Origin of the sequence: Streptomyces sp. NPDC050988 (assembly GCF_044456225.1) — a bacterium.
Taxonomy (GTDB): Bacteria; Actinomycetota; Actinomycetes; order Streptomycetales; family Streptomycetaceae; genus Streptomyces.
Genome location: NZ_JBITFQ010000020.1, coordinates 1 through 17,393, shown reverse-complemented (window position 1 = coordinate 17,393; position 17,393 = coordinate 1). Strand labels below are relative to the sequence as shown.

Genomic DNA, 17,393 nt, shown 5'->3' with positions numbered 1-17,393 from the left:
TCACGGCGACCGGGCGACCCTCGTTCATTCCTGGGACTTGGCCTTGGCAGCCAGCGCGGCAACCAACACCGGCGTGACCTGCTCCACCTGCCAGGGCCGAGCCCCATACCCGGCAAGCGCGGCCGCAACCGACTCCGCGTCCGCGGAAGCCGGCGGCTCCCAGCAGACCCGCCGAACCGTGTCCGGAGTGATCAGGTTCTCCTGAGGCATGTTCAGCGTCTCCGCCAGCGCGGAGACGGCGGCCCGCGCCGCGGACAGCCGGGCCGCGGCCACCGGGTCCTTCTCCGCCCAGGCCCGCGGCGGCGGAGGCCCGGTCACCGGCTGCCCGGGCTGCGGCAGCTCGGCATCCGGCAGTTCCTTCGCGCGGTCGACGGCGGCCTGCCACTGCTCCAGCTGACGCCGTCCCATCCGGTGCCCGAAACCGTTCAGCGCGGCCAGCGCGTGCACGTTGGCCGGAAGTGAGAGGGCGGCTTCCACGATGGCCGCGTCCCCGAGCACCTTGCCGGGCGAGATGTCCCGGCGCTGAGCGACCCGGTCCCGGGTCTCCCACAGCTCCCGTACGACCGCCATCTGCCGACGGCGGCGCACCTTGTGCATGCCGGACGTACGGCGCCACGGGTCCTTGCGGGGCTCCGGCGGGGGCGCCGAGGCGATCGCGTCGAACTCCTGGCGGGCCCACTCCAGCTTGCCCTGCCGGTCGAGTTCCTTCTCCAGCGCGTCCCGCAGGTCCACGAGCAGCTCCACGTCGAGCGCGGCATAGCGCAGCCACGGCTCGGGCAGCGGACGCGTCGACCAGTCGACCGCGGAGTGCCCCTTCTCCAGTACGAAGCCCAGGACGCCCTCGACCATCGCGCCGAGGCCGACCCGCGGGAACCCGGCGAGCCGTCCGGCCAGCTCGGTGTCGAACAGGAGGCTGGGGACCATGCCTATCTCGCGCAGACACGGCAGATCCTGGGTGGCCGCGTGCAGCACCCACTCCACACCGGAGAGCGCCTCGCCGAGGCCCGACAGGTCGGGGCAGGCGACGGGATCGATCAGTGCGGTGCCCGCGCCCTCGCGGCGCAGCTGCACCAGATACGCGCGCTGGCCGTAGCGATAGCCGGACGCCCGCTCGGCGTCCACGGCCACGGGGCCGCTGCCGGCCTCGAACGCGGCGATCACCTCGGCGAGCGAGGCCTCGTCGGCGATGACGGGCGGAATTCCGTCGCGGGGCTCCAGCAAGGGGATCGGCGCCGGTTCGACGTCGTCCGGAGGAGCGCCTCCGGTGGTTCGCAGTGAACTGTCTGCTGCGGTCTCTTGGGCGTCGGTCACCTGTCAAGGGTATCCGTGTATGGACGACGCCCGTCGACGGAACGTTCCGTCGACGGGCGTCTGAGGGTCGTAAACCAGTCAGGTCAGTGAATCCTGAATCATCAGGGAATCCGGAATCAGTGGATGATCCCCGTCCGCAGCGCCACCGCGACCATTCCGGCACGGTCGCCCGTGCCGAGCTTGCGGGCGATACGGGCGAGGTGGCTCTTCACGGTCAGCGCGGACAGACCCATCGAGACGCCGATGGCCTTGTTCGACTGGCCCTCCGCCACCAGCCGGAGCACCTCGACCTCACGGCCGGACAGCTCGCGGTAACCGCCCGGGTGGCTCGGGGAGCCCGGGGGACGGCGGTGCATACGGGCGGCGGCCGAGCCGATCGGGGCGGCGCCCGGCCGGGTGGGAAGCCCGAGGTTCGTACGGGTGCCGGTGACCACGTAGCCCTTGACGCCGCCCGCGAGGGCGTTGCGTACGGCGCCGATGTCGTCGGCGGCGGACAGGGCCAGGCCGTTCGGCCAGCCGGCGGCCCGGGTTTCGGACAGGAGGGTGAGGCCGGAGCCGTCGGGGAGATGGACGTCTGCGACACAGATGTCGCGGGGGTTGCCGATGCGGGGACGAGCCTCCGCGACGGACGAGGCCTCGATCACGTCGCGAACACCGAGCGCCCACAGGTGGCGGGTGACGGTGGAGCGCACACGGGGATCGGCCACGACCACCATCGCGGTCGGCTTGTTCGGGCGGTAGGCGACCAGGCTTGCGGGCTGCTCGAGGAGAACGGACACCAGGCCTCCTGGGGTGCGGGACGGGGGACCGGCTGTGGGGATGAAGCCGGGACGAACCGTGCTTTCAAGGTCACAGAGGTCTTCGGCACCAAACCCGTCCGCCTTTAGAGAATGATCACGATTTGGTGAGTAACAATGCGTGCAATTCGGACGGGCGATCGATCATCCGAAGATCGAAACGAGTTCGCTCCGCTTCGTTACGCGGCTGAAAGTGGCCGTATCGACAAAAGGTCAGAAGCGTTCGCGCACCGGTCCGGAGGCTTTCGCGTACCGGTCCGGGGGCTTTCGCGTACCGGCTCGGAGGCTCCGGAGACGGCCCGAGCCCGCAAAACCCCAAGAAGCCAGAGCCCCAAACCCCAGGAAAAAGTGCCGTGTTCGCGCGATGTGATCCGGACAGTGGTCCCACGCACGGGTGTCTCTCCCTGCGCGAAGGCTCTGTTCCCCTTAATCTTCCCCGCATGGCTGCGGCTCAGGGACGACTGTCGGACGGCGCTGGCGGAATGGACGACCCGAAGGAGGGGGAGCGGGATGCGATGGAGGCGGCTCCGCTGCCTTTCCGGGCCGCTGTCGACGCGTTGAGGTCCGCGCGGCTGCGGCCGCAGATCGAGATCGACCCGACGAAACCGCCGCAGCGGCTCGCCCCCTTCACCTACGCGCTGGAGGCCACGGTCGTCGACGGCGACGAGGATCTGGCGGACGGCCGGCTCGTCCTGCTCCACGACCCGGCGGGACACGACGCCTGGCAGGGCTCGTTCCGCCTGGTGACCCTGGTCCGCGCGGAGCTGGAGGCCGAGATGGCCGGCGACCCGCTGCTCCCCGAGGTCTGCTGGTCCTGGCTGACCGGCGCGCTCCAGGCCCGCGGCCTCTCCTACGGCGAACCCAGCGGCACGGTCACCCGGGCCGGCTCCCACTACTTCGGCGGGCTCGCGGACCGGCCGGCCAACTCCCAGATCGAGATCCGCGCCTCCTGGACACCCCGCGAAGGCCTCGGCGGTGTGCCCGACACGGCCTCCCATCTGGCGTCCTGGTGCGACCTCCTCGCCCAGATCGCCGGCCTCCCCCCGGCCGCCCCGGGCGACGCCTCCATCGTCAGCCTCCCGCAGCGCCGGGGCCCCCAGTCCCGCTGACCCGGACCGCCGCGCCCCGCTCGCCCCTCCCACGTGCGGGTCCCGGGCGAGGCCGTACCCGGGACCGGGGGCCGCGCCGACCGTGGGAGACTTTTCGGCGTGAGCGCCATTGACCGCCCCAAGGGCCAGCAGCCGACAGCGACGTACGACTCCACCTTCCTCAAGGCGTGCCGACGCGAGCCCGTGCCGCACACGCCCGTGTGGTTCATGCGGCAGGCGGGGCGGTCACTGCCCGAGTACCTGAAGGTGCGCGAGGGCATCCCCATGCTGGAGTCCTGCATGCGGCCCGAGCTGGTCACCGAGATCACGCTCCAGCCGGTACGGCGGCACAACGTGGACGCGGCGATCTACTTCAGCGACATCGTCGTACCCCTGAAGGCCATCGGTATCGACCTCGACATCAAGCCCGGTGTGGGTCCGGTCGTCGAGAAGCCGATCCGCTCCCGCGCCGACCTCGCCCAGCTGCGCGACCTGACGCCCGACGACGTCTCGTACGTCACCGAGGCGATCGGCATGCTCACGAGCGAACTCGGCCCGAAGCCTCTCATCGGTTTCGCCGGTGCGCCCTTCACGCTCGCCAGCTACCTCGTGGAGGGCGGGCCGTCCCGCAACCACGAGCACACCAAGGCGCTCATGTACGGCGACCCGCAGCTCTGGGCCGACCTGCTCGACCGGCTCGCGGACATCACGGCGGCCTTCCTCCGGGTGCAGATCGAGGCGGGGGCCAGCGCCGTCCAGCTCTTCGACTCCTGGGTCGGCGCGCTCGCACCCGCCGACTACCGGCGCTCCGTGATGCCCGCTTCGACGAAGGTGTTCAAGGCCGTCGAGGAGTACGGCGTCCCGCGCATCCACTTCGGTGTCGGTACGGGTGAGCTGCTCGGGCTCATGGGGGAGGCGGGCGCTGACGTCGTCGGCGTCGACTGGCGTGTGCCGCTCGACGAGGCCGCCCGGCGCGTCGGCCCAGGCAAGGCGCTCCAGGGCAACCTCGACCCCGCGGTCCTCTTCGCCCCGACCGAGGCCGTGGAGGAGAAGACCCAGGAGGTTCTCGACGCGGCGGCCGGTCTGGAGGGGCACGTGTTCAACCTCGGGCACGGTGTGCTGCCGTCGATGGATCCGGATGCGTTGACTCGGCTTGTGGAGTACGTGCACACGCGCACCGCGCGATGACGCTCCGCTGGTAGCGGGTGGTTCGTCTGCGGGTCGGTGGGGGCTGGTCGCGCAGTTCCCCGCGCCCCTATGGGGCGCGGGGGTGTGCTCGTCTTCCCCACAGCAGGCCTCGGGGCTCGGGTGGGGGTGTCGTTCCGGGGCGCAGGGGCCAGGCCAGGAGCATGCCTGCCAGGAAGCCGACCACGTGGGCCACGTACGCCACGGTGCCTGCCTCCGAGACGCCGGTGCCGGACGAGTACACCGCCTGGAGGACGAACCAGGAGCCCAGCACGATCCACGCGGGCAGGCGCAGCGGCAGGAAGATCAGGAACGGGACGAGGACCCAGACCCTGGCCTTCGGGTAGAGCACCAGATACGCGCCCAGGACGCCGGCGATCGCACCCGACGCGCCGATCAGCGGGTCGGCGGAGTCGGCGTTGACGAGGGCGAAGCCGTACGCCGCCGCGTAGCCGCAGACCACGTAGAACAGCACGTAGCGGATGTGGCCGAGGCGGTCCTCTATGTTGTTGCCGAAGATCATCAGGAACAGCATGTTGCCGAGCAGGTGCAGCCAGCTGCTGTGCAGGAACATCGCCGTCAGGACCGACACCGCGGGCGACTTGTCGTAGCCGGGCGGGCCGACGAGGCAGCCCGCGCCCTGCGGTCCCACGCCCACGTCACCCGTGGGCACGGTCGTCGGCGTCTGGCCGTGGATCAGCTCCCGGGGCACCGCCGCCCACTGGTCCAGGAACGCCTGGAGGTGGCACAGCTGGGCCAGACCGCTCTCGCCGGTGATCGAGCTCGCCACACCCGGAGTGGCCAGGAACACCACGAAGTTGGCGGCGATCAGCGCGTACGTCACATACGGCGTGCGACGGACCGGGTTCACGTCATGGACGGGGATGACCACGGGGAAATCCTGCCCGCGTTCGGGGGACTCTGAACGGGACCGCGGGCGTGTGCGTATGTCTCGGCAACCGTCGTGATCCAAGCAACACGTGAGGAACAGGTCAATGAACGACCGAGTCACTCAGCCCCTGATCGCCACGCCGGACGGAGAGGCGGAGCTTGCCCTCGTGGTCAGGCTGTCGTGGGAGGACGTGGCCGCGCTCGGCCAGGAGGCCGGTCGGTTGTCCGCCAGTATGCAGCGGCCCGTGACGTTGGACGAGGCGGTGAGCCATCGGCTGCGGAGCCGGCAGGCGGGGTCGCATGCGCGGCCTCAGCAGGCGCCGCCGATGCCGCCTTCGGCGGTGGCTTCTGCGCCCGCGGTGTCGACGGTGTCGTCGTTGCCCCGGTCGCCCGGTGAGCAGGCTCGGCAGGCCATAGAGAAGATCAACGGGAACGGGTCGGCTCAAGGGGCTTGAGCGGGGTTTTTTGCTGCGGGTTCGTCGTGGCTGGTCGCGCAGTTCCCCGCGCCCCTGAAGGGGCGCCCCCCGGCAGCCAAGACGTGCGGCTAAGCCGTCCTTCCTCGTACCGCGATTGTCGCCTTGCGGGCCGCTACCAGGATGGGGTCCCAGACCGGGGAGAACGGTGGGGCGTAGCCGAGGTCCAGGGCTGTCATCTGTTCGACCGTCATGCAGGCGGTGAGGGCGACCGCGGCGATGTCGACGCGTTTGGCGGCGCCTTCCTGGCCGACGATCTGGACGCCGAGGAGGCGGCCGGTGCGGCGTTCGGCGAGCATCTTGACCGTCATGGGGTCGGCGCCCGGGTAGTAGCCCGCACGGCTCGTCGACTCGATGGTGACCGTCTCGAACCGGAGGCCCGCCCGGCGGGCGTCCTTCTCGCGCAGGCCGGTCCGGGCGATCTCCAGATCGCAGACCTTGCTGACCGCCGTGCCGACGACGCCGGGGAACGTGGCGTAGCCGCCGCCGACGTTCGCGCCGATCACCTGGCCGTGCTTGTTGGCGTGTGTCCCGAGCGCGATGTGGCGTTCGCGGCCCGAGACCAGGTCCAGGACCTCGACGCAGTCGCCGCCCGCCCAGATGTTCTCGTGCCCGCGCACCCGCATCGCCAGATCGGTCAGCAGCCCCTTGTGGTCGCCGAGCGGCAGCCCCGCGGCCTCGGCGAGCGCGGTCTCGGGACGTACGCCGATGCCGAGGACCACCACGTCCGCCGGGTACTCGGCGTCCTCCGTGGCCACCGCGCGGACTCGGCCGTCCTCACCGGTGAGGATCTTGGTGACCTCGGCCTCGTTCACCATCGTGATGCCCAGGCCCTCCATGGCCTCGTGCACCAGACGGCCCATGTCCGGGTCGAGCGTCGACATGGGCTCCTGGCCGCGGTTGACGACCGTCACCTCGTAGCCTCGGTTGATCAGCGCCTCGGCCATCTCCACGCCGATGTAGCCCGCGCCGATCACCACCGCGCGGCGGCCCACCGTTCGGGCCAGTGTGTCGAGGAGGGCCTGCCCGTCGTCGAGTGTCTGCACGCCGTGCACGCCCGGCGCGTCGATGCCGGGCAGTGACGGCCGCATCGGATGGGCGCCCGTCGCGAGCACGAGCTTGTCGTACGACGTCCACGCCTCGGCCCCGGACTCCAGGTCCCGGGAGCGTACGCGGCCGCCCGCGACGTCGAGTTCCGTGACCTCCGTACGCATCCGAAGGTCGATCCCGCGCGCCCGGTGCTCCTCCGGGGAGCGCGCGATCAACTCGTCCCGGTCCTCGACGTCACCGCCCACCCAGTAGGGGATGCCGCACGCCGAGTAGGAGGTGAAGTGGCCCCGCTCGAACGCCACGATCTCCAGCTCGTCGGGGCCCTTCAGACGGCGTGCCTGGGACGCGGCGGACATGCCCGCCGCGTCCCCTCCGACGACCACCAGGCGCTCTTGGGAACGGCTCGCACGGCTCATGCTCATACGAACACGCTACGGGGGTCCCGCATTTCGGTCCTGCTCAGGATCGCGCCGAATCGGTCGGATCCGCTCAGTCCTTGTCGTCGCCCTCTCCCCGGACCGGCGGCGCGACCGGCAGCGAACCCGTGCCCGCGCCGCCCGGCGCCGCCGCGACCGGCCGGGCAGGCGTCCGGCCACGCAGGAAACGCACCCACAGGAACAGCAGCAGAGCCGCACCCACCAGGAAGGGCAGGACCGCCCCGAGCGCCAGCGCGATCCAGCGGAACATCGTGACGAACGCGTCCCAGCCGCCCCCGAGCGCGTCCGCGAACCCCGGGTCGTCGTCCTCGGCGACCTTCTTCACCGGCGTCTCGGACAGCGACAGCGTGATCGTCGCCAGGCTCGTACGGTCCTTCAGGGACGCCTGCTGGGCCAGCAGCGATTCAAGGTCGGCCTGACGAGTGCTCAACTCGCCCTCAAGGGTGACCACATCGCTCAGCTTGGTCGCCTGGTCCATCAGCTCGCGGATCCGCACCACGCTGGCGCGCTGCGACTTGATACGGCTCTCCACGTCGACGACCTGCTCCGTGACGTCCTCGGCCTTGGCCCTGCGGTCGATGAGCTTGCCCGAGCCCTCCAGCTCCGTGAGGACCTCCTCGTACTTGTCCGAGGGCACCCGCAGGACGACACGGGAGCGTTCGCGGCCCTTGGAGTCGCGGTCCGTGGTCTCGTTGCCGACCATGCCGCCCGCGTTCTCGACGACCGTGCTGGCCTCGTCGAGGGACTTCGGTACGTCCTTGACCTGCACGGTCAGGGACGCGGTGTGGATGATGTGGGCGGTCAGCCTCGGTGCGGCGGCCTGCTCCTTCTTGCCGCTGCCCGCGTCGCTGTCGGCCGCGCCCGCGCCCGCCTCGTTCGCGCCCGGGGCGCCGGCGGCCTTGTCGGAATCCGAGCTTGCGCCCCCGCTGTCGTCCGCGCCCGTGCATCCCGTCAGGGCGAGGGCCGCGGCGAGGCACAGCGCCGAAAGGATCTGGACAGGTCGTACGGATCGATACCTGGTCGTGCCACTGCCACGCGTCTGCATATCGGCTTACCCCCGAGGGTGTCGTGATGACTGACGCTCCTACGACGCAGAGCCCCTGTGAGACGTTGGCCGAATCCGGTCCCGAAGCGGTCACGGTCCGGACTCGTCATGGACACCCTCACCGGAACGTTCACCGGCACCGGGGCCCGCGGGACTGTCGGTGGGGTCTGGGACAGTGGAGACATGCACGCAGACACACGTACGGGCACGGGTCATGTCGTCGTCATCGGGGGCGGTATCGCCGGTCTGGCAGCCGCCCACAGGCTGCTGGACGGCGGGGCACGCGTGACCGTCCTTGAGGCCTCGGACCGGCTCGGCGGCAAGCTGCTGCCCGGGGAGATCGCCGGCGTCCGGGTCGACCTCGGCGCCGAGTCGATGCTCGCCCGGCGGCCCGAGGCGGTGGCGCTCGCCCGCGAGGTGGGTCTCGCCGACCGGCTGCGGCCGCCCGCGACGGCGAGCGCCTCGATCTGGACGCGCGGGGCACTGCGGCCCATGCCCAAGGGGCACGTCATGGGCGTCCCCGGCGACGCGGCCGCCCTCTCCGGAGTCCTCTCGGAGGAGGGCCTGCGCCGGATCGAGCGCGACCGCGACCTGCCGCGCACGGAGGTCGGGGACGACGTGGCGGTGGGGGAGTTCGTCGCGGAGCGCCTCGGCCGCGAGGTCGTCGACCGCCTCATCGAGCCTCTCCTCGGCGGTGTCTACGCGGGCGACGCGTACCGCATCTCGATGCGCTCGGCCGTCCCCCAGCTCTTCGAAGCGGCCCGCACTCACACGTCATTGACGGAGGCCGTCCGCGAGATCCAGGCGAGGGCGGCGAAGCACCAGCAGACGGGGCCGGTCTTCACCGGCATCGAGGGCGGCGTCGGCGGGCTCCCGCTCGCCGTCGCGGAGTCGGTGCGCGCCCGGGGCGGCGAGATCGTCACAGGGGCACCGGTGACGGAGCTGCGGCGGGTCGAGGGCGGGGCGGACGGGGCGGCCGGCGGCGGGCGCTGGCGTGTCGTCGCCGGTGGTGATGTCCTCCATGCCGACGCCGTCGTGGTGGCGGTGCCCGCCGGTGCCGCGGCCGGGCTGCTAGGCACCGAGGCCCCGGCCGCCGCGGCCGAGCTCGCGACCGTCGAGTACGCCTCCATGGCACTGATCACCCTCGCCTACCGCCGCGACGAGATCGCCCTCCCCGAAGGGAGCGGTTTTCTGGTGCCGCCTGTTGACGGGCACACCATCAAGGCTTCGACGTTCGCCTCCCAGAAGTGGGGGTGGATCGCGGAGGAGGACCCGGACGTGGTGGTCCTGCGCACGTCCGTCGGGCGCTACGGAGAGACGGAGATCCTCGGCCGGGACGATGCCGGTCTCGTCGACGTGTCGCGGCACGACCTGCGCGAGGCCACCGGCCTGGACGCCGAGCCCGTCGAGACCCGGGTGACCCGCTGGACCGACGGACTGCCCCAGTACCCGGTCGGGCACCACGCGCGCGTGGCCCGCATCCGCGAGCACGTCGGCAAGCTGCCGGGCCTCGCCGTCTGCGGAGCGGCGTACGACGGCGTCGGCATTCCGGCCTGTATCGCCAGCGCGAACGCGGCCGTGGACAAGCTGACCGGCGACCGCGCCGGACTGACGGACGCGCTGATCACGAACCCGGTGCAGAGCCTGCACGGCGGAGCGGGAGAATAGCCCCATGAGTGACGACGCCCCCACCACCGGCCAGGCCAGGATCCCGAACGCCGGCAAGAAGGCCAAGGACCTCAACGAGGTCATCCGCTACACCCTCTGGTCCGTGTTCAAACTGCGCGACGTCCTGCCTGTGGACCGTGCCGGGTACGCGGACGAGGTTCAGGAACTCTTCGATCAGCTCGAAGCCAAGGACGTCACGATCCGCGGCACGTACGACGTGTCGGGGCTGCGCGCCGACGCCGACCTCATGATTTGGTGGCACGCCGAGACGTCCGACCAGCTCCAGGAGGCGTACAACCTCTTCCGCCGTACGAAGCTGGGCCGCGCGCTGGAGCCGGTCTGGTCGAACATGGCGCTGCACCGGCCGGCGGAGTTCAACCGCTCGCACATCCCGGCGTTCCTCGCCGACGAGACGCCGCGCAACTACATCAGCGTGTACCCCTTCGTGCGCTCCTACGACTGGTACCTGCTGCCGGACGAGGACCGTCGCCGGATGCTCGCCGACCACGGCAAGATGGCCCGTGGGTACCCGGACGTGCGCGCCAACACGGTCGCCTCGTTCTCGCTCGGTGACTACGAGTGGATGCTCGCGTTCGAGGCGGACGAGCTGTATCGCATTGTGGATCTCATGCGGCATCTGCGGGCGTCCGAGGCGCGGATGCATGTCCGGGAAGAGGTGCCGTTCTATACCGGGCGGCGGAAGTCTGTTGCTGAGCTGGTTGCCGGGCTCGCGTAGTCGCTCCGCGGGCGGGCTCGTACGTCGGGTGCGGGTGTGTGGGGGCTGGTCGCGCAGTTCCCCGCGCCCCTGAAGGGCGCCGCCCTGAAGGGCGCCCCCTAAAGGGGCGGTACCGGCGTTGGCTCCTTGTGTGGTGCGCAGGTCGCGCGGCGCACCGGGAGCTTGCCCTCCAGCAAGTACGCGTCCAGGTAGGCGTTGACGCAGTCGTTGGAGCCGCCGCCGATGCCGTGCGTGCCCGATGCCAGCTCTGTGACCAGTACTGAACCCGACAGGCGGCGGTGCAGCTCCAGGGCGCCGGCGTACGGCGTCGCCGCGTCCCGTTCCGCCGCCAGGATCAGTGTCGGCGGCAGTTCGCCGGGTGATGTCCCGACGTCGATCGGCCGTTGACGCGGCAGGGGCCAGTAGGCGCAGGGCAGGTTCATCCAGACGTTGTCCCAGGTCTCGAACGGGGCCACGCGTGCGAGCCGGGTGTTGTCGCGGTCCCAGGTGCGCCAGGCCCGGGGCCAGGGCGCGTCGTTGCACTCGGTGGCGATGTAGACCGCCTTGCTGTTCTCCTGCTCCTCCACCGCGTCCGGGTTCGGCCCCGCCTGCCGGATCAGCGGCTCCGGATCGCCCTTCAGATAGGCGGAGAGCGCCAGCGCGCGCTGCGGCCAGTAGTCGTCGTAGTACCCGGCCTGCAGGAACGTGCTCTGGAGCTGACCCGGGCCGACCTTGCCGCCCGCGGGTTCGGCGGCGAGCCGCGCCCGGGCCTTCTCGTAACTGCGCAGCACCTCCTCAGGCGTGCGGCCCAGCCCGTACACCTTGTGGTGCTTGGCGATCCAGGTGCGGAAGTCGGCCCAGCGGCCCTCGAAGGCGACCGACTGGTCGAGGTTGTTCCGGTACCAGACCTTCTCCGGGTCCGGGTTCACGGCCGAGTCGAAGACCATCCGGCGTACGTGCGAGGGGAACAGCGTCGCGTACAGCGACGCGAAGTACGTGCCGTACGAGGCCCCCATGAAGGTCAGCTGCCGTTCGCCGAGGGCGGCGCGCAGGACGTCCAGGTCGCGGGCGTTGTTGAGCGAGGAGAAGTGCCGGATCTCGCGCCCCGACCGCTCGACGCAGCCGCGCGCGAACGCCTTGGCCCGCGCGACGCGCTCCTTCTTGTACGACTCCGAGGGGTACGTCGGCGACTGCGTGGGGCCCTTCAGGAGCCGCTTCGGGTCCTGGCAGGAGAGGGGCGCCGAGCGGCCGACCCCGCGCGGGGCGTAGCCGACGAGGTCGTACGCCCCGGCGATGCGCTTCCACTCGGGGATCATGCCGATCAGCGGGAAGTACATGCCGGAGGCGCCGGGACCGCCGGGGTTGAAGACCAGCGCGCCCTGCCGGGCCACCGGCCGCCTGCCGTCCTTGCCGGTGGCCTTCACCCGGCTGACGGTCAGCTTGATCTTCCTGCCCTCGGGGTGCGCGTAGTCGAGCGGCACCTCCACCGTGCCGCACTGCAGGCTGCCCGGGGTGTCCTGCTCCTGAGAGCAGTTGCCGAACCGGATGCCCTCGGCGGCGGCGCGCTGGGCGGCGACCGCCGTGCCGTGCAGTTCGGGCCAGCCGAGGGGGGTCTGGGCGCTGCCCGCGGGGGCGGCGACGACGGCGGTCAGAACCAGGGACCCGGCCGTTCCGTAGAGGGCGGCAGCTCGCATCGCGTTCCCTTCAGTGCACGGCAGCAACAAAAGGGATATTTCGTTTGGTACTTGGCGAAGTAAAGCACCGGCCCGCCGGTGTCGGCCCAATGACCCCGATGCGCGTCCGGCGTGCGTCCCCGGCGCGCTCTAGGCGTGCGGTTCGCGGTGCGCGAAGGCCGCCCGCAGTTCCGGTTCGCCGATCGCCCGGATGCCGCGTACGGCCACGGTGGTGAGGTACGTACGGTCGTCGCTGCCGGTGTCCGCGCGGCGGGCCAGGGCGCTGAGCAGGTGCTGGCCCGCCGGGGACGCCCAGCGCGTGTAGGGGTGGACCTCGATCCGGGCTATGGCGAGGCAGCTCAGGGTGAGGATGAGCGGAAGCGTGAACCAGATGGCCACCAGGGCCCGGTTCTCCTGCGCCTGAGACGGCATCAACAGGGCGACCGCGCCCAGCACCAGCACGGCCGCCGCCGCGGCCCGCACCTGGCGGACGGCGCCCGCGACGGTGGTGCGGGCGCCGTCCGGCACGGCGAGGCCCGCCGCGACGAGGCGGTCGGCGAGGACACGTACGGACTCCGCGGCGGCCGCGGTCGTACGGACCGGCGCGATCCGCGACTGACCGTACGGGCCTATCGCGCCCAGCACCGAGCGTTCCATCTCGTCCCGGCCGCGCGGGTCCACGACGGTCGCCCAGCCCGTGTGGGCGAGCAGCAGGCGGCGCTGGCGGGCCATCGACACCAGTGTCAGCTCGGCGACCCGCGCCGGGCCGCCCGACAGGAACGCCGCCTCGTAGAGCGTGAGGCCGCGGCCCTGGAACCGGTCCGTCTCGTCGACGACGGCGGCGGCGCGGACGGAGGCCAGGCACAGACGCGTGCACGTGGTGCCGGCCGCGACCCAGGCCAGGAGCAGGAGGAGGACCCAGAACATGCGGGATTTCTATGCGAAGGAGGCCCGGGCGCGCCACGCCTTGTTCACAATTTGGACGGAGCGTCGTCACAGTGTGACGTTTCGCTTCGCTGCGTTCCGGTTGTCAGGGCTTCTTGTCCTCGGACTTGTCCCCGCCGTTGTCCCCGTCCTTGTCCCCGCCCTTCGCGGCCTCGGACTTCTTGGGCTCCTTGGTTTCTGTGGATTCCTTCGGCTCGTCGTCCTCCGGCGGGCGGCTCGTCGCGGGCGGCGGCAGGGTGTACGTCGGTGAAGAGGAGGGCCCGGCTGGGGACGGGGAGACCGGGACCGGCGCGCTCGGGGAGTCCGTCGGGCCGGGCGGGGCCGGGGAGCTGGTGAGCGGCGGCGGGCTCGCGGTGGCCGCGTCCCGGGCCAGGGCGTCGAAGTCGACGAGACCGGTGGCCTCCAGGACCGTGATGTGGTCCAGGACCGTGGTGTTCGCGTCGTCGGCGAGGCCGCGGACGAGCGAGTTGCGGGTGCTCGCGCGGACCTGGGCGACCAGGCCGAAGACCTTGCCGTGCGCCTTGCGCAGGATGTTCGCGAACTGGACGTCGTATTCCTCGCCCCGCGCCGCGCTCAGCGTGCCGAGCCAGGCCTGCTGCTGCTCGTTGGGCTGGTTGGGCAGCTGCAGCCCGAGCCGCGAGGCCACTTCGCGCACACGCTCGTCCAGGAACGTGTGGCCCTCCACGAGGTGCTGGCCCGCCGTCTTGACCGCCTGCGTCGTGCCGCGTTCCCCGGCCTGCTGGCCGGCGGGCAGCTCCCACAGGCCCGCGAGCCGCACCTTGGTGACGAAGTCCCGGTCCAGCGCGGACAGCGGGCCGTACCTCGTCGACATGGTCTGGGCGTTCAGTGTGTCCACACCGGTGCCCGACCGGTCCGAGTACGACCAGACCGGGAAGATCAGCGCCACGAGGGTCGCCGCCAGGCCCGCGACGATGAGCCCGGTGCCGCTGAACAGTCCGCGGCTGTTGATGGATCGCATGGTGCCTCCTGTTGCGGCACCGCACGTTAGTGCGCTTCGGGTCGGAGCTGGAATATTACTGCGCGGTGTACGTCAACTGAGGTACGGGTTCGGACGGTTGCCGTATGAATCCGGACAGATGGCCGCAGGCAGGGTGTTTCCGCAGGTGGCGGGCGGTGCGGCAGCGCGCGTCCGACGGCGGGCGGGCTTTCGTGCACCACGCGCACGCGCGGGGTGCGCCCGGCGCCGGCCGGATGCGAGCCCGCGCGCCCGGCCGTCGGCGCAGCGGCACTGAGCAGGCAAGGGGCCCGCTGCTCTGTACAGATCCGGCGCCCGTGTCGCCCGGTGAGCGATGTCACGCGGTGACGAAGGCCTCTACGCCCGGCGTCGACTTGTTCTCAACACCCCGGCGGCATCCGGCGTCGCCTCGGTGGAACCCGCCTCAACACCTCGGCGGAACCCGCCTCATCGCCTCAGCAGTACCCGTCGCGTGGCACGCGCCAGCCGGGCCGCCGGATGCTGCGACAGCGGCGCGGGGCCCGAGCGCTCCAGCCACCATTCGCTCACCCGCCGCCGTACGTCCGGGTCCTCCAGCCGGCCGTCCAGCAGCAGATGCTCGGCGAAGTCCAGCGCGTCCCGCCGGTAGCCGCCGGTCATCGGGTGGCCGTGCGCATACGCGACGAACGACTTGCGGTACGCCTCCGCCAGGATCTCCGGCAGCTCGGGCGCGACCTTGGCCACGACATCGGCCCGCTTGCCCGCCAGTGCCCGGGCCTGCACGGACAGCCGGGTCCTGTCGAAGCCCTCCGGCACGGGCGTCCCGGCGACCAGCGCGGACAACAGGGCCGCCTGCGCGAGGGCGAGCCGCTGGCGGGAGGGGTCGGTGGAGGGCGACACCTTGTGCGCGTCACCGGATGCCCGCTCGGCGGCGGGGCTCGCGGCGGTCTCGTCCGGGACCTCCGTCGGCTCCGATGCTTTCGATGCCTCCGGAACAACGGCGTCCGGTACGGTCGGGGCCGCTGCCACCGGGGCCGATGCCTCCGGAACCACCGAGCGAGCCCCCTTCTCCACCGTCTCCCGGATCGCCGTCAGCTCTCGCTCCAGCTCGGCCGGTGCGGGGAAGTTCTCGTCGCGCTCCAGGAGTACGCCCGGCGGGCGGACCCGGGAGGACAGGTCGGCGAGGATCGCGAGGACGGCGGGCGGCACGGCGTGGGCGTGGCTGTCGTGCCAGACCCCGTCGCGTTCGAAGCCGCCGGCGACATGGACGTACGCGATCGCCTCGACGGGCAGTTCGTCCAGGGCCTTGGCGGGGTCCTCGCCGCGGTTGACGTGGTTGGTGTGGAGGTTGGCCACGTCGATGAGGAGGCGTACGCCGGTGCGGTCGGCCAGGTCGTACAGGAACTGCCCCTCGGTCATCTCCTCGCCCGGCCAGGAGATCAGCGCCGCGATGTTCTCGACCGCGAGCGGCACGGGCAGCGCGTCCTGGGCGATGCGGATGTTCTCGCAGAGGACGTCGAGGGCGTCCTTGGTGCGGGGGACGGGCAGCAGGTGCCCGGCCTCCAGGAGGGGCGAGGCGGTGAGGGCCCCGCCCGCGCGGACGAACGCGATGTGCTCGGTGACCAGAGGGGAGCCGAGCGCCTCGGCGGCCGCCGCGAGATCGGCGAGCTTTCCCTCGTCGGGGCGGTCCGCGCCGCCGAGGCCGAGCGACACCCCGTGCGGAACAACCGTGACGCCGCGCTCGCGCAGCCGCACCAGCGACTCGGGGAGGTGCCCCGGGCACACGTTCTCCGCGACGGCCTCGACCCAGTCGATGCCGGGCATGCCCTCCACGGCCGCCGCGATCTCCGGCCGCCACCCGATTCCCGTACCCAAGTGCTTCATCTCGTCCCCCTCCTTCACCACGGCTTCACCAGGACCTGTGCGTCGTCTCCTTCGACGGACCTGTTGTTCCGGCGTGACGGGGTCATGGCCCCGGGAAGCGGGGCCGAACCCATCGGCGGGGACGTTCAGAGCAACATTTGAGCTTCGGAACCCGGGCGGCGGTCACCGCCCCGCTACGGCGCGGACGAGGATTCCGTCGAGACCGGGGTGTCCGGGTCCTCGGCCTCCGGCCGGTTCGTGTTGACCGTGCCCGGCGCACCCGGTGAAGGCCGCGAGGTGGTCTGGATGTCGCCTGTGGCCTCCGCGGGCGGCGCCGCGGGCGGAGCCACGCCCGAGACCGGCGCCGGCGGACCACTCGGGCTGGCCGTCGATCCGGCCACCGAGTCGTTGGCGATCGCTTCGAAGTCGATCGCGCCGGTCTTCTCGAGGACCGTGATGTGGTCCAGCACGGTCTGGTTGGTGTCCGAGGCCAGCTGACGCACCAGCGTGTTGCGCGTCTGGTTCCGGACCGTGCCGATCACCGGAAAGATCTTGCCGTGCGCGGACCGGAGAAGGTTCGCCCACACCTTCACGTAGTCCTCGTCCGACGCCGCGGACATCTGGTTCAGCCAGCCCTGCTGCTGCTCGTTGGGCTGGTTCGGCAGTTCGACACCGAGATCCCGGGCGACGCTGCGTGCGCGCTTGTCGAGGTCGGTGTGACCGACGATGAGGTGGTCGGCCGCCTCCCGTACCGGACCGTTCGGGAAGCGCTCGGCGGCCTGCTGCCCCGCCGGCAGCTCCCACAGACCCGCCAGCCGCACGCGGACGATCAGGTCGCGGTCGTTGGCGGTCAGCGGCCCCCAGCGCGTCGGTACGGTTCCGGAGGCGAGGTTTGCCTGCCCCGTGCCGGCGCGGTCGGCGTACGACCACACCGGGAACGCGAGCGCGCCGAGTGTGCCGACGAGTGCCACGATGACGAGGGCCGTGCCGTTGATACGCCGCAAAGGTGCCTCCCGGGATATGCCAACTGGTCGTTGGGAATCTGTACTTGGCCAGCGCAGGGAGATACGTGCGGGGCGGTCGGTCTGTTCAACAGCTGATGTTTGGTGAGTCACTTTTGTTGTTCGGGCGTGGGGGGGGGGGGGGGGGGGGGGGGCGGCCCCCCCCCCCCCCCCCCCCGCGCCCCCCCCCCCCCCCCCCCACACCCCCCCCCCCCCCCCGCAGCCCCCCCCCCCGCCCCCCCACACGCCCCACCGCCGGGAGCCCCACCCGCCGCCGGCCCCCCTCGGGAAGCCCC

General features: G+C 71.6%; 15 protein-coding genes. 5 read left to right on the top strand and 10 right to left on the bottom strand.

Going from position 1 to position 17,393, the window contains the following annotated elements; all coding sequences use genetic code 11:
* Positions 1–24 precede the first annotated feature (24 nt).
* Positions 25–1,311, bottom strand: coding sequence for an HRDC domain-containing protein (locus ACIBEI_RS32725; protein ID WP_398893820.1), 1,287 nt, complete (start codon positions 1,309–1,311; stop codon positions 25–27).
* Positions 1,312–1,427: 116 nt separating this feature from the next.
* The gene (locus ACIBEI_RS32720) at positions 1,428–2,090 is read right to left on the bottom strand and encodes a response regulator transcription factor (protein ID WP_055616736.1); all 663 of its coding nucleotides are present in this window, start codon (positions 2,088–2,090) and stop codon (positions 1,428–1,430) included.
* Positions 2,091–2,590: 500 nt separating this feature from the next.
* Between ACIBEI_RS32720 and ACIBEI_RS32715 the strand changes: the two genes are divergently transcribed.
* On the top strand, positions 2,591–3,217 hold the full coding sequence (locus ACIBEI_RS32715; protein ID WP_398893919.1) for a DUF3000 domain-containing protein: 627 nt from the start codon (positions 2,591–2,593) through the stop codon (positions 3,215–3,217).
* A 99-nt stretch (positions 3,218–3,316) separates the two neighbouring features.
* On the top strand, positions 3,317–4,384 hold the full coding sequence (gene hemE / locus ACIBEI_RS32710; protein ID WP_398893819.1) for a uroporphyrinogen decarboxylase: 1,068 nt from the start codon (positions 3,317–3,319) through the stop codon (positions 4,382–4,384).
* Between the two features lie 67 nt (positions 4,385–4,451).
* Here the strand turns inward: hemE and ACIBEI_RS32705 are convergent, their stop codons facing one another.
* Positions 4,452–5,273 carry a rhomboid family intramembrane serine protease gene (locus ACIBEI_RS32705; RefSeq protein ID WP_398893818.1) on the bottom strand — a complete coding sequence of 274 codons (822 nt, stop codon included), beginning with the start codon at positions 5,271–5,273 and terminating at the stop codon, positions 4,452–4,454.
* Positions 5,274–5,376: 103 nt separating this feature from the next.
* Here ACIBEI_RS32705 and ACIBEI_RS32700 point away from each other — a divergent pair, with 103 nt between their 5' ends.
* Complete coding sequence (locus tag ACIBEI_RS32700) at positions 5,377–5,727, top strand: hypothetical protein (protein ID WP_398893817.1); 351 nt, start codon at positions 5,377–5,379, stop codon at positions 5,725–5,727.
* An 89-nt stretch (positions 5,728–5,816) separates the two neighbouring features.
* On the opposite strand, the gene ACIBEI_RS32695 is transcribed toward ACIBEI_RS32700, so the two are convergent.
* Both ACIBEI_RS32695 and ACIBEI_RS32690 read right to left on the bottom strand, forming a co-directional pair.
* Positions 5,817–7,217, bottom strand: coding sequence for an FAD-dependent oxidoreductase (locus tag ACIBEI_RS32695; RefSeq protein ID WP_398893816.1), 1,401 nt, complete (start codon positions 7,215–7,217; stop codon positions 5,817–5,819).
* 67 nt (positions 7,218–7,284) lie between these two features.
* On the bottom strand, positions 7,285–8,277 hold the full coding sequence (locus ACIBEI_RS32690) for a DUF4349 domain-containing protein (protein ID WP_398893815.1): 993 nt from the start codon (positions 8,275–8,277) through the stop codon (positions 7,285–7,287).
* A gap of 183 nt (positions 8,278–8,460) precedes the next feature.
* Here ACIBEI_RS32690 and hemG point away from each other — a divergent pair, with 183 nt between their 5' ends.
* Together hemG and hemQ are read left to right on the top strand one after the other, a co-directional pair.
* Positions 8,461–9,945: a protoporphyrinogen oxidase gene (gene hemG, locus ACIBEI_RS32685; protein ID WP_398893814.1), complete on the top strand. Its 1,485-nt coding sequence runs from the start codon at positions 8,461–8,463 to the stop codon at positions 9,943–9,945.
* A gap of 4 nt (positions 9,946–9,949) precedes the next feature.
* Positions 9,950–10,681 carry a hydrogen peroxide-dependent heme synthase gene (hemQ, locus tag ACIBEI_RS32680; protein ID WP_398893813.1) on the top strand — a complete coding sequence of 244 codons (732 nt, stop codon included), beginning with the start codon at positions 9,950–9,952 and terminating at the stop codon, positions 10,679–10,681.
* A gap of 98 nt (positions 10,682–10,779) precedes the next feature.
* Here the strand turns inward: hemQ and ACIBEI_RS32675 are convergent, their stop codons facing one another.
* The 5 genes from ACIBEI_RS32675 to ACIBEI_RS32655 form a co-directional block, all read right to left on the bottom strand.
* Positions 10,780–12,354: an alpha/beta hydrolase gene (locus ACIBEI_RS32675; protein ID WP_398893812.1), complete on the bottom strand. Its 1,575-nt coding sequence runs from the start codon at positions 12,352–12,354 to the stop codon at positions 10,780–10,782.
* 129 nt (positions 12,355–12,483) lie between these two features.
* Positions 12,484–13,260: a TIGR04222 domain-containing membrane protein gene (locus ACIBEI_RS32670; protein ID WP_398893811.1), complete on the bottom strand. Its 777-nt coding sequence runs from the start codon at positions 13,258–13,260 to the stop codon at positions 12,484–12,486.
* Between the two features lie 103 nt (positions 13,261–13,363).
* Complete coding sequence (locus ACIBEI_RS32665) at positions 13,364–14,257, bottom strand: DUF4142 domain-containing protein (RefSeq protein WP_398893810.1); 894 nt, start codon at positions 14,255–14,257, stop codon at positions 13,364–13,366.
* 444 nt (positions 14,258–14,701) lie between these two features.
* Positions 14,702–16,117 (bottom strand): DUF692 domain-containing protein, encoded by a 1,416-nt coding sequence (locus tag ACIBEI_RS32660; protein ID WP_398893809.1) that lies wholly within the window; start codon positions 16,115–16,117, stop codon positions 14,702–14,704.
* A 173-nt stretch (positions 16,118–16,290) separates the two neighbouring features.
* Positions 16,291–17,100, bottom strand: coding sequence for a DUF4142 domain-containing protein (locus ACIBEI_RS32655; protein ID WP_398893808.1), 810 nt, complete (start codon positions 17,098–17,100; stop codon positions 16,291–16,293).
* Between the last annotated feature and the right edge of the window lie 293 nt (positions 17,101–17,393).

Coding starts and splice junctions, on each gene's coding strand:
- ACIBEI_RS32715 (WP_398893919.1), top strand. CDS start 2,591: ATGGACGACCCGAAGGAGGGGGAGCGGGATGCGATGGAGGCGGCTCCG.
- ACIBEI_RS32700 (WP_398893817.1), top strand. CDS start 5,377: ATGAACGACCGAGTCACTCAGCCCCTGATCGCCACGCCGGACGGAGAG.
- ACIBEI_RS32695 (WP_398893816.1), bottom strand. CDS start 7,217: ATGAGCATGAGCCGTGCGAGCCGTTCCCAAGAGCGCCTGGTGGTCGTC.
- ACIBEI_RS32690 (WP_398893815.1), bottom strand. CDS start 8,277: ATGCAGACGCGTGGCAGTGGCACGACCAGGTATCGATCCGTACGACCT.
- hemG (WP_398893814.1), top strand. CDS start 8,461: ATGCACGCAGACACACGTACGGGCACGGGTCATGTCGTCGTCATCGGG.
- hemQ (WP_398893813.1), top strand. CDS start 9,950: ATGAGTGACGACGCCCCCACCACCGGCCAGGCCAGGATCCCGAACGCC.
- ACIBEI_RS32675 (WP_398893812.1), bottom strand. CDS start 12,354: ATGCGAGCTGCCGCCCTCTACGGAACGGCCGGGTCCCTGGTTCTGACC.
- ACIBEI_RS32670 (WP_398893811.1), bottom strand. CDS start 13,260: ATGTTCTGGGTCCTCCTCCTGCTCCTGGCCTGGGTCGCGGCCGGCACC.
- ACIBEI_RS32665 (WP_398893810.1), bottom strand. CDS start 14,257: ATGCGATCCATCAACAGCCGCGGACTGTTCAGCGGCACCGGGCTCATC.
- ACIBEI_RS32660 (WP_398893809.1), bottom strand. CDS start 16,117: ATGAAGCACTTGGGTACGGGAATCGGGTGGCGGCCGGAGATCGCGGCG.